8 protein-coding genes are annotated in these 12,642 nt (G+C 48.6%); all 8 read right to left on the bottom strand.

Annotated elements, in window-relative coordinates; all coding sequences use genetic code 11:
- Window positions 1-131: 131 nt before the first annotated feature.
- The 8 genes from ggt to MKY66_RS17125 all read right to left on the bottom strand — a co-directional run bounded on the left by ggt (window position 132) and on the right by MKY66_RS17125 (window position 12,635).
- Window positions 132-1,727 carry a gamma-glutamyltransferase gene (ggt, locus tag MKY66_RS17090; protein ID WP_076217051.1) on the bottom strand — a complete coding sequence of 532 codons (1,596 nt, stop codon included), beginning with the start codon at window positions 1,725-1,727 and terminating at the stop codon, window positions 132-134.
- Complete coding sequence (locus MKY66_RS17095; RefSeq protein WP_076217052.1) at window positions 1,721-2,962, bottom strand: alanine--glyoxylate aminotransferase family protein; 1,242 nt, start codon at window positions 2,960-2,962, stop codon at window positions 1,721-1,723. The genes ggt and MKY66_RS17095 overlap by 7 nt, the downstream gene beginning before the upstream one ends.
- A 6-nt stretch (window positions 2,963-2,968) precedes the next feature.
- On the bottom strand, window positions 2,969-4,276 hold the full coding sequence (locus MKY66_RS17100) for a M20 family metallo-hydrolase (RefSeq protein ID WP_076217053.1): 1,308 nt from the start codon (window positions 4,274-4,276) through the stop codon (window positions 2,969-2,971).
- Window positions 4,273-5,676, bottom strand: a complete 1,404-nt coding sequence (allB, locus tag MKY66_RS17105; protein ID WP_076217054.1) for an allantoinase AllB — start codon at window positions 5,674-5,676, stop codon at window positions 4,273-4,275. Before allB ends, MKY66_RS17100 begins: the two co-directional genes overlap by 4 nt.
- Window positions 5,677-5,719: 43 nt before the next feature.
- Window positions 5,720-6,097, bottom strand: a complete 378-nt coding sequence (uraH, locus tag MKY66_RS17110; protein ID WP_076217055.1) for a hydroxyisourate hydrolase — start codon at window positions 6,095-6,097, stop codon at window positions 5,720-5,722.
- Window positions 6,097-7,602 (bottom strand): factor-independent urate hydroxylase, encoded by a 1,506-nt coding sequence (gene pucL / locus MKY66_RS17115; RefSeq protein WP_076217056.1) that lies wholly within the window; start codon window positions 7,600-7,602, stop codon window positions 6,097-6,099. The genes uraH and pucL overlap by 1 nt, the downstream gene beginning before the upstream one ends.
- 239 nt (window positions 7,603-7,841) lie before the next feature.
- Window positions 7,842-9,464, bottom strand: a complete 1,623-nt coding sequence (locus tag MKY66_RS17120; protein ID WP_076217057.1) for a PucR family transcriptional regulator — start codon at window positions 9,462-9,464, stop codon at window positions 7,842-7,844.
- A 426-nt stretch (window positions 9,465-9,890) separates the two neighbouring features.
- Window positions 9,891-12,635: a CHASE3 domain-containing protein gene (locus tag MKY66_RS17125; RefSeq protein ID WP_076217058.1), complete on the bottom strand. Its 2,745-nt coding sequence runs from the start codon at window positions 12,633-12,635 to the stop codon at window positions 9,891-9,893.
- Between the last annotated feature and the right edge of the window lie 7 nt (window positions 12,636-12,642).

The raw sequence follows: 12,642 nt of genomic DNA on the forward strand, positions 1-12,642 counted from the left end.
CCCCTATCTGTGTCTGTCTATATATTACAACTCATACACATTTACACTTGCACTCCGATGACAGACTAACCTTCTGACCGCTGTTATCGTGTAAATATCTAGTTGAACTTATAAATGCTCATTTAGCTGGTTTACCACCCAATAGCCATACCGTCGCCCCTAGGGTCTGCCGCGCCACTAATCATGCCGTCCTCACGTATGACAATGCCTTGCGACTGTCCCATAATACCGTCCCACGGTGCTCTCGCTTCAACGTTATGTCCCCACCGGGCAAGGGTTGCACATACGTCATCGTGATATCGGTTCTCCACACGCATCGTATCGCCTTCTTCGCCCCAGGTACGTCCATACACCCAACGCGGCAGGCTGATTGCTTCCTGAATGTTCAGCCCATAATCAAGCACTCCGGTAAGCACAGATAATTGTGTCTGCGGCTGCCCTTCTCCCCCCTGTGTACCCACGAGCATATAAGGTTTGCCATCTCGTGTAACAAGGCCCGGCATGAGGGTGTGGAATGAGCGTTTGTTGGGTTCCAGTACGTTGGCATCTCTCGGATCTAAGGAGAAAAACGACCCCCGGTTCTGCATGATAACCCCCGTATCCCCCGGAACATACGCTGCGCCGAAGTCAAAATACAGGCTTTGGATGAATGAAACGGCATTGCCTTCGCTATCGACAATCGCTGCATACGCCGTGTCCTGGCCTATCGTTTTGGACAAAAACGGCTGTGCCACAGGTGGAGCAGACTGAATCTCATTCCACAATTGGTCTCCGTAACTCTTGGACAACAGAAGATCAAGCGGAATGTCCCTGAAATCAGGGTCCGTCAGATAACGATCACGATCACGAAACGCCTTTTTCACCACTTCCGCCATCAGATGATAGAATTCCGGTGAGGTACGTGCTACAGAGGACAGATCCGTATGCTCCAGCATATTTAACATCATCAGCATCGAGAATCCCTGCGAGTTGGGCGGCATCTGATGAACTTCATAGCCACGATACTCCGTGCTAACCGGTTTCACCCACTCGCCTCGATGCCCTGCAAAGTCTGCTGGGGCAAGCATGCCCCCATCCTCACGAATAGCCGAAGTCAGACGATCCGCGAGTTCTCCTGTATAAAAAGTATCTCGCCCTTCCGTCTGAATCAGACGAATGGAGGCAGCAAGATCAGGCTGGATCAGCAGCTCACCTTCCTGCAAAAGTGTACCCAAAGGCGCAAATACTGCTCGCAGCGGTGTATGCCCCATAATGAAATCTTCATCCCTTTCCATCCACAGGCGGAGATTCCGGGATACAGGGCATCCTTTTTCCGCATACTGCGCGGCAGGTTCAAGCAACTGCTCCCACGTTAACTTTCCGTACCGAGACCATACTTCCCACCAGGCATCCACCATTCCCGGAACCGTAATTGCACTAAGCACTCCGCGCTGAGGGATGGCATTCATGCCCATCGCTTTGAACGTATCGGCATGAATGCCTGCGGCTGAGCGGCCACTTCCGTTATAGGCGGTAATCTCACCACTGGCTCCGTCATGAATCAGGAAGAAGGCATCCCCGCCAAGTCCGGTCATATGCGGATATACCACACCCAGAGCTGCACTGACCGCAACAGCGGCATCATAAGCATTCCCGCCCTGCTGGAGGATAGAACTTCCAACTACACTCGCTAGATAATGAGGAGAAGTGACCATGACCTCCCTGGAGATTGGCATCTGATTTAACATAAGGCGCCCTCCTTCCCTGCATACACATCCAATGCGGCCTGCACCGCTTCACCGGCAGGTAATACGTGACGATGACGGAGAAGAACAGCTTCCAGCGCTCCCAGCACATGAAGTACGTTTTTGCGTTGGCAACTGAATCCCATTGTACCAATCCGCCAGATCTGTCCTTTCAACGGTCCAAATGAACTGGCAATCTCAATACCAAAATCGTTCAGCAACATGCTGCGCACCGACTCACCATCGATCCCCTCCGGAATGGTGATACAGGTGACTACCGGAAGTTTGCTTGACATATCCCCGTACAGTTGCAGTCCCATTCCCTGAATTCCAGCAACCAACGCACGTTCATTTACCAGATGTCTCTGGAACCTTGCCTCCAATCCTTCTTGCAGCAGAATGCGTAAACCTTCGTGAAGACCGTAGAGCATGGAGGTGGCCTCCGTATGATGGTTCAACCGTGCTGAACTCCAGTAATCCTGCAATTGGCTTAGGTCAAAATAATTGCTGGCAATCGTGCGGCCTTCTGCCCTCGCACTGGTTGCATCTCGCAGTCCGCGTTCAACTGTTTTGCGGCTCATCAGTTTCTGCTCCACTCGACTGTTGTATGTGAGAGGTGCCATCCCTGAAGGAACAGACAGGCATTTCTGCGTACCACCCATTACCGCATCCAGATGCCACGCATCCGTCTCCACCGGAGTCCCACCAATGGTAGCCACAGCATCCACAACGAGTAAAATATCAAGATCACGACAGGCTTTGCCAATCTCGGCAAGGGGCTGCATCTGTCCGGTGGAAGTCTCACCGTGAACCATCGCAACCAGACTTGGTTTATGGGTATGGATCGCCTTGATCACCTCTTCCGGATCAAATACCGTTCCCCATTCCGTTTCAAAAAAGACAACCTCTGCACCGCAACGTTCCGAGATTTCAACCAGCAGATGTCCAAATCGCCCGTAGATCGGGACGAGAACTTTGTCACCAGGCTGAATTAGACTGACCAACACAGCTTCAATCCCTGAACGGGATGTACCATCGACTGGATAACACCACTCGTTATCTGTCATATATAACTCTCGCAGCATCGCCATTGTCTCGTTCATCAAGGATGTGAACTCCGGGTCAAACTGCCCCAGGATCGGAAAGGATAATGCTCTTAGCACACGCGGATCAACCTCAACGGGTCCCGGGGTCATAATGGTCCGCAAGGACGGAGATAACTCTTTATAGTTGGACATCTGCATTCAACTCCCGTAACCGTATTTATAGAGTAGCCGGACCAGAACCTGAAAACCGTGCATCAGGTCTGCTTCAGCTGTATATTCAAGTGGATTATGACTAATACCGTCCTGGCTCGGCACAAAGATCATGGCCGTCGGACAAGCTGGCTGAAAAATCTGCGAATCATGTCCTGCCCCGCTTGGCATTGGCCAATAGGACAATTGCTCCTGCTCACAGATATCTTGAATGTCCGAGATCATCTCTGCATTCATAGGAATGGGCGTCACCGACAGATGTTCTTCCCAGTCAAGTCCAAGCTGCTGCTCGGCTGCGATACGACTAAATGCCTGGAGCATATCCTGCCAGCAGCGATCAATACTTTCCTGCCGGATATGGCGGATATCGAGTGAAAACACCGCCCGTGCTGCAACCACATTCCCAACACCCGGATCGGCCGTGATTCGCCCAACCGTGGCTACGAGTGGTTCTCCTACATCTAATGCAATACTCCGTACCGCAGCAATCATCTCGGCTGCTCCGGCAAGTGCGTCTTTGCGCCAGGACATCGGCGTCGTTCCTGCGTGATTCGCTTCCCCGCTTACGGTAATACTGAACCGCTTCTGACCTACGATATCGGATACAACTCCAATCGAATGTCCAAGACGTTCCAGAACCTGACCTTGCTCAATGTGAAGCTCAATAAAGGCACCGTAATTTTTCGCGGCAGGTCTATATGCACTATCGGGTCCAAAACCCGCATCCCGGATCGCTTGTGTAAAGGTAACGCCGTCTTGATCCTTCAAATGTTCTACGTCTTCCAGAGCCGTTATGCCTGTTATACTGCGTGAACCCCAATACGCAAAAGGGAATCGACTTCCTTCTTCTTCGCATAACGATACCACTTGGAGTGTGCGCTTCGGTGCTCCGAAATGCTTCTGCAAATACTCCAATGCCAGGACTCCCGCCACCACACCGTAAGCACCATCATATTTGCCGCCATACACCACCGTATCAATATGTGATCCGGTCACAATCGGCAATTCTTCAGCACCAGTCGCTGATTCCTTACCCTCACTCTTGAGTGTGCCATACAGATTACCGGACTGGTCAAATTCGGGAGACAATCCTTTCTCCTGCATTTTGGCTGCAAGGGCACCTTGTGCTTCACACCAAGCCGAGTCATACAACAGTCTTGTAACGCCGCCCTGTGCATCCGCGCCATATGTCGACAGCCAGTCAAGCATGGCTTGCAGCTCCACCTGTTCCACATCCGGCAAAGGAAGAGGTGCATTATTGGTACCGGATGACCGGTATACTCTAGATTCTGTCATGGCGTCTCCTCCATTCCCGCTTCGATGGGACTAGAAGAGTAAGCCACAATGTATTGCCCGAGAGGCACAGGAGATAATCCGGATTCCGAGTTATATACCCGTTGCCCACGGCAAAATACGTCTGCAATCTGACAGTTAAATGTACGTCCCACATAAGGGCTCTGTTTATGCGTATAGAGCAGATCCTCCGTGTTCAGGGTTGTGTTTCTCTCCCAGTCAATCAGGACCAGATCTGCATCTTTGCCAATTGCAATCTCCCCTTTACTCTCCAGACCAAGCCTTCTGGCAGGCTGAAGGGAGAGTACTCTTCCGAGCAACGGGAGGTTTATATTACGCTGAAGATGTCCGTCCTCCAGCATGATCAGCAGTGTGCTTTGCGCTCCGGATATACCTCCCCAGATTTCAAAAAAGCTATCGGATTGTTTCATGGATGGCGGACATGGCGAATGGTCTGAGGCAATAACATCAATCAATCCCGAAGTCAGTGCATCCCATAACTGCTCCTGCTCGGAAGAGCTACGAAGTGGTGGAGCACATTTCGCTACAGCACCCAAACGGACCACATCCTGATCGACCAGCGTCAGATAATGAGGGCATGTCTCCGAAGTGACGTCTTGCCCACGCCGTTTAGCCTCTGCAATTAGATCCAGGGCTTCCCGGGTGCTAATGTGCACAAAATGCAGCGCACACCCGGTCTGTTCACCGTATCTCAATGCCCGCGCAACCGCGACGACTTCGGCTTCCACAGGACGGGACCGGATATAATCCATCGGTTCAGTCTTTCCCTCAGCAATGCTTTTTGCACCGAGTTCGGCAACCATGCCTTCGTCCTCTGCATGAAGTGCCAGCACACGTTTTAATGTTGCAATTTCATGCATTCCGTCCAATAGCGTGTGGTCATCGGCTCTGGCAAAGATGTCTTCCCCTTCGCCTCCCGGCTCAGACATAAATGCCTTGAATCCGGCAACACCCAGCCGTGACAATGGAGCAAGTTCCTCACGATTGCCGGGAACCAAACCTCCCCAGAAGGCATAATCAACATAGGATTGGTCGGCAGCTGCTTTCTTTTTCATCTCCCATGCTTCCGGCCTTGTGGTTGGTGGTACACCGTTAAGCGGCATATCGACATAGGTAGTGATTCCCCCTGCGGCAAGAGCTGCCGAACCCGATCGAAATCCCTCCCAACTGGCGAGTCCAGGTTCATTGAAGTGTACATGAATGTCCACGACACCCGGCATCACTGTAAGCCCCTCAGCTTCTATGATGCAAGTTGCTTCACCAGCGGTCAGCAGCGTGGATAGTTCCGTTATTTTTTCACCAGTTATGCCAATATCCAGTTGTTCTACCCGATCTCTCAGCACCACCCGGGCCCCCCGGATGATGGTATCAAATGTTGTCATGTGGATGACCCTCCCCCTGAATCAGAACCGGATGTGTGCATGTTCAGCTTCCCCGGTATGTACTGTAACCTCCTGGAGCAATCAATAATGGAATATGGTAATGGCTTGAGGTATCAGATACGGCAAAACGAATCGGAACAATCGTCCATAATGCCTGGCCTAGCTCCTCCAACGAACGCTGTGCGTAATAACTCTCGACATGGAATTGAAGCTCATATATCGCTAGCTCCAGCTTGCCTCCATCCAGCAGCGGTGCCTCCAAACGTCCATCCGCATTGGTCACCGACTCAGCCACTTTTGTCTTGCTTTCCTGCTCCCCATCCCTCTTCAGGGTATACAGCTCGATCCGAACACCCGCAGCAGGCACGCCTTTGGATGTATCCAGCACATGTGTTGTAATTCGTCCACCAGATATCGACATTAGACGTCACCTTCTTTCCCGGAGTCATGGCCGTCTGTTCCCAGATCATCCCTTGTCATCGAGAAACCCTGGAATCCATATGGTGGTCTCGGCTCGGTAAATACTTTGCCTTCTCCCTCTTTCACTTCCTCCAGCACTGTCTCCCAAGTCCGATTGTTGGATTCAAATGAAACCTCACTCAGCTGTTCAAATCGAATTAGCAACCTTCGTCCAATCTGGAAGATCAGATGTTGAATGGAAGCGGATCGACACTCATGAAATACCGCAGCAGCCAAATCTCTGACCTGTTCCGCCGCTACATACCGTCCACGCTGATCGTCCATGCCATCTCTCGGATCTTCATAACGCCAATTGATGTTCAGAAAAATAAATAACGGTCGATCCCATGTCTCTGGAAGAGTGGTGTATTCATCCTGCATGAATCCGGCAAATTCACTGCCTTTGACCTTGATCAGTCTCAGATCGGCTACACCACTGAAATGGTTGCTGAGTTCAATCGAGTCTCCTGATCGTTCTGCTTCCACGGCAGCTGTCGCCCGATCATTCTGCGAATAACGAAATACGAGCGCACTCGGTCGATAACTTCCTTCTAATCCAATGGGTATATCTTCAAACGGAATCTGGTCCGCTGTCATCTGAACCTTGCTCATCTGCGGATACGTCTCCAGGAAACGCCGACTTACCAGCGCAAGAAATCCTTCCACCGTCGCTCCTGTGTAATCCGCTGCATGTTTGAGAATAAAATTTTTCATCGAATCGGTTGCGACCACCAGCGAATTATCCCCTTCTGCAAAAGAAGGCAAGAAATCATCACCCTGCACAGCCACCTTGATGTTCAATCCAAACAGAATATTGCTGCGTCCCATAAAAGGAGATTCCGGAATGGACTGGATACCCGTCAACGGTTTGGCGTAGGAACGGTACATCCACACATCCCCTTTGCCGTAATACATCGTCCGCTGCTGCACTGTGGCTGGCTTGCTCACGAACTCATGTTCATGACCGATCTGTGCAAGCCACTGCTCCAAACGAATGCCCGCAATTTTGAATACTTCCTTCATTGCAGTCTCGAATTCTTCTTCCCTGCCTCGGCGATGACGTTGCCGCATGGATTCGAGGACGGAACTTGCGGTATGGCCTTTAACGGCCAATATGAATGGAAAGCCAAATTGGCTTGTATATACTTTGTTTAATTGTTGAATTTCGTTGAATTGTTCCTGTGAAAGTGAATCCAGCCCTGCACCAGCCTGCTCCTGAACGGAGTTGCTGCTCATGCTGATTCGCGCTCCAAGATCCGGGTGATTTCGAAGCAACTGCAACTTCACCTGGTCATCCGATGCCTGAACCACGTTTTTCATCACTTTCATCATCTTTTCAAATGAATCAAAAGGTCGTGAAAGCCCGGCATGCTCAGCCACCCATGGTGATTCCTCAAATAAGCCGCCAAACGTATGCACAAACTGTGTAATAGACCAGTTGTTAACAAGTTTAATTAAGTCGCTCATGTTAGAACCTCCGGTCTGTTGTGGATTATTGTTCTTCATTCTAAGTGCCGTTCAATTTCGCGACAACAATATTTACGCAATTTTGTAATATAACATAACATCAGAGTTGTGATTTGTTTGCTGTGCACGGGAAGATCAGCTTTTGTTGTCCTTAAACATGAAAAAACCGCACTCCATCAACGGAATGCGGTTCTTGGGGGTCTAACCCGGTGGCATTGTCATGTTGCACAATGTGCGGTCTAGAGTTGGACATTGTGCGGTCTTGCAACTGCTTTGTCCCGCACGAACTTGCGGAAGGTAAATACCAGCTTTAATTTAAGCAGATCATTCGTTTTCTTAAAGTCCATTTGCAGCAAGCTGCCAACTTTCTCCATACGATAAGTGACCGTGTTGCGATGCACAAACAGTTGCTTGGCAGCTTCATTGATCAGTCCGTCATTCTCGATAAAGGACTCCAATGTATTCATCAGCACTTGATTGGGATCACCATCCCTGGCAAGTAGTGGTTCGAGTACTTTATTGCAGTAGTTCTCCATGATGTTATCCGGTACGTGTTGGAACACATAGGCAAATTCGAGCATTTCAAATTGCAACGCACGGTCTTTCATGCCGAACCGACGAGCCAGTTGTCGTGTATCCAGGCACTCCTGGTATGCTTCACGGAGCGACTTGGGCTCATGTTTCATTTTGCTGATCCAGAAACGTGGAGCCGGTGCTCCTTTTGCTTCTTGCGCTGCCAGAACATCACCGAAACGACTCAAGAGAAAACTTGACAGCTCCTCTCCATAATCTCGCCCTGTTGGGCAGGTGTAGATGGACAGAATGCCATCTTCGATCTGAAAATGCTGTGAGGCCGTGAATTGCATCAGCGGATTGTATTGCAACTCGCGATGAATCTGTTTAAGTAGCTTTCCCTCGGCAAACAGAGTCGGCTCAAGTGTAATCAATACGCACTGATAAGTTCCCTGGAATAGATGTACACCTTTGTTTTCACTCATGGTGGTTAATTCCTGAACGGTCATTTTGTTATCCAGATACTGTGTAAGCAGCGTACGCATCTCATCTTGCACGGTCGGATTAATATGCTCACGATAAGTCATATCCATATAAAATGCCAGCACATCCGCAGCCTGTTGGAACAGCTCTTCCTCCGCTCGAAGCGATAGGGCTGAATCCGTAAACACAAGCAACGCCCCGTACTCTTCATCATTTTGCTTGATGGGTACGCGATGACAACTTCCCTGATTCCATTTCACTCGGTGCATGACGGATTTCCAAGGCCAGCCTTGGGTTACAGCATCCCCTGCAATGCCTTCACTCCCATATAGCACATGCCCACGTGAACCAATGACGGCAAGCGGATAGTTCAGCACCGTGGCAAGTTCGGCAAACACATTCCGATGTGGCTGCTGTTGCAGTGCAAACTGCATTAATTTTTTCTGCTTCTGCACAACCTCATGCAGCAATCGGTTGCTACGTTCATGTTCAGCCTTGAACAAGGCATTCATCTGGTCGGAGAAGGTGAATTGAAAGGGGAGCTCAAGCAGTGGCAAACGAAGCCGATCAGCTTCCTCGACAATACCTTGGGGAATGGACTGCCAGAAACGTCCCAGCTTGATGCCGAGTCCTGCACAGCCGCGTTCATTCAAGCGTCGCATCAAACGTAATGCGTCCGTCTCACTGTCTTTCATAATAAAAGCGGTGGTGAACAACATTTCTCCGGATTTGATCCAATCCGCGATATCAGGAGCGTCCATGACGTTAACGGATTTCATCATCCGTGAAGTCCCTTCCCCACCCGCAACCAGTTTGGCCTCTGACAACGGGTACACCTGTAAAGCCTCTTTAACCGTAAGTTGCATGGACACTACCTCCCATATATATAACACAATATTATGTCATTCTGGTTAATGAAACTGAACTTCGAATTATTTTTCTAATTAAATCCATATTTATGCGTTTGTCTTTTATTTGTTGTTAAGTATTATAACATCAATTTCCTAAATAAAGCTTACACGGAAAAAAAATAAAACCTATGACCTAATTACAGCGCACTTTCCTGTAATCGGCATAGGTTTTATAAGTTACTATGATCCACATAACGTTGAAGTAATCCATTTACACGATAACGGAGAGGGCAGAAAAAACCTGAAAAAGCGAAGCGTTCGCCTTTATCCCCGGATTTTCCCCTTTAAAAAAGGGAATCGAAAAAATCTGGGGATAACAGCGATTGGAGGGTTGTTCTGTCATCGTAGTGTCAGTGTAAATAACTTTTAGTTCAACTACGATCAGATCTCCAATGTTTCGTGATTCATCCATAATTTCATACGGGATAAGACATCTTTGATATTTAGCGGTTTGCTGAGATAGTCCGAAGCACCTGCAGCAATACATTTCTCCCGATCCTCTTTCATGGCCTTGGCTGTCAGTGCAATAATCGGAAGCTGAGTCATGCCAAGCCGTTCACGGATCTGGCGAGTCGTCTCATAACCATCCAGTTCCGGCATCATAATATCCATCATGATGATATCAGGCTTGACTCCTCCACGCTCCAACAATTCTAGACATTCGTACCCATTCTGAGCTGAAATGACATTCATGCCGTATCGCTCAAGAGCGTTAGCCAGCGCATATACATTTCGTATATCATCATCAACGACAAGCACTTGACGACCACTGAGCAGAGATTCTTCCAGAGGTGTCAATAAAACATCAGATTGTTCGGAAGTTATTGAAGGAAGCTTATTGACCTCAGGTGTAGTGCTAGCCACCTCATTCAGGAACAACCGCGATGCATTCATAGTCTCAGGTTCATCTCTTCGCAGTGGCAGGAACAGCGTGAACACACTGCCATGTCCTTCGCGACTTGTTGCGGAGATTGAACCACCCAGCAAAGTCGCAAGCGATTGAGAGATCGACAGCCCAAGTCCCGTTCCACCATATTTACGTGCCGTAGCCCCATCCGCCTGTTTGAATGCATCAAAGATCTGAAGAAGTTTGTTATCCGCAATGCCAATCCCTGTATCACTGACGGAGAAAGCAATCACGTCGGTCTCTTGGTCTTTCAATTCAGGATGAGCCAGACTCATTTTGGAGATGGTTAAGGCAACTTCACCCTCACTGGTGAACTTGAATGCGTTGGAGAGCAGATTTCGAAGAATTTGGTGCAATCTCATCTCATCTGTCACGATGGTTTCCGGCAAAGGACTTTGGAGTTGAATTCGGAAATCTATTTTTTTCTGCTCTGCTGTTTTCAGGAAATACTGATTCATGACCTCAGGCAGACTACCTAGATAAACATCATCGAAATCCACTTCCATCTGTCCAGCTTCCACCTTGGATAGATCCAGAATATCATTGATCAGATTCAGCAGGTCTTTTCCCGACTTGTGAATGACCGAAGCATAGTTCTGTTCTTCACTATTCAAGTGTTGGTTTTTATTCTCAGACAATATTTCGGATAAAATCAACATGCTGTTGAGCGGTGTCCGCAGTTCATGGGACATGTTCGCCAAAAATTCGGATTTGTACCCCGAGCTTGTTCGTAACTGATCAGCCACAACTGCAAGTTCATTGGCTGATGTCTCAGCAGCACTCTTCTGTATTTCCAGGCGATCATTAAGCATATGAAGCTCTTCGGTCTGCATTTGCAGTTCCTCCGTCTGAGACAGCATCTCTTCGGTCTGAGCCTGAAGTTTCTCCGATTGTGCCTGTAATTCTTCATTCAGAACTTGTGACTCATCATATAATTGCTGTAATTCCATGCGAGTGACGGTCGAGTGTAGTGAAACACCAAAAATCTCCGTCAGTTCTTGCAACAACTTCATGTCGTTCTCTTGCAGCGGATTCATTGATGCAAGTTCAATTACCGCAATCGTTCTGCCTTCGAACAGGACAGGCACAACAGTAAGAGATGTGGCAGATGCATGTCCAAGACCCGATGAGATTCGGATATAGTTTTGAGGCAGATCATTCATGCGCAAGACTCGCTTCTCGACAGCACTTTGTCCAACAAGTCCCTCACCCGGGGCAAGCGACACTTTACCAAGCGAACGTTCTTTCTCTCCATCCGCAGCATATGCAGCTACCCGAAGCAGTCGATTGTCTTTCCAGTAATAAAGAACGCTATAAGGTACTTCAAACTGGATGGCAAGTTCGTTCAGGAACAAACGTGACAATCCCTCCAGATTGGTCGGGTTCTGCAAGAGTGTAGCGATCCCCGTAATTTGATCCTTGATGCGATTCTGTTCCTGCACTTCATCCAGCAACTTGTTGGTTTCATGCCCCAGATCACCTACTTCATCATGGGTTCGCACCTGAATTCGCTGCTTCAGGTTTCCACCTTTGGAAATATCGCTGATCGTTTGCATAACATCACGTAACGTTTTGACAATATTGCCTGAAATTACGAACGCAGCGGTGATTGATAATGCTGCAATTATCCCCCACAACGTGTACATAATCGTCAGCAGTGTGGAGCTACGTCTGGCAAGTTCAGTCACCCTCGCCTCGGTCAGAGCGATCTCTGTATTACGGAAGGTTGTAAGTTGCGAGCGCAGTAGATCAATTTCAGTTTTACCCGGATCAGATTCGAAGAATGCAACAACTTTCGCTTGATCCCCTTGCTTTTTCAAGTCCACCGACGGCTCCCCAGCAATCTCAATCCAGCGTGTAATATGAGCTTTGATGCTTTGCAGACTCTGCTGCTGTGAAGGATTATCGCTAATGAGAGCATTCAACTGATCATAGTTGGAACTCCACTGAGATAAGCCTTGGGAATAAGGCTCCAGGTAACTTTCATTTCCGGTAATCATGAATCCACGCTGTCCTGTTTCCATGTTCAAGACATTTTTTTCAATCGCGTTGGTCAGATTATGTACTTCCAGATCATGATGGGAGATAAAATCATTTTCCTTCTGTAACACATTAATTTGGGCCGTAAGCACTAGCAGAACAGCTCCAAACAAAAGCACAACTACAAGATAGCCCAATAAAATTTTGGAGCGTATCGTAAATCTTCTCGTTTTTGACAACGCTGAA

The sequence above is a fragment of the Paenibacillus sp. FSL R5-0766 genome, assembly GCF_037971845.1.
GTDB lineage: Bacteria > Bacillota > Bacilli > Paenibacillales > Paenibacillaceae > Paenibacillus.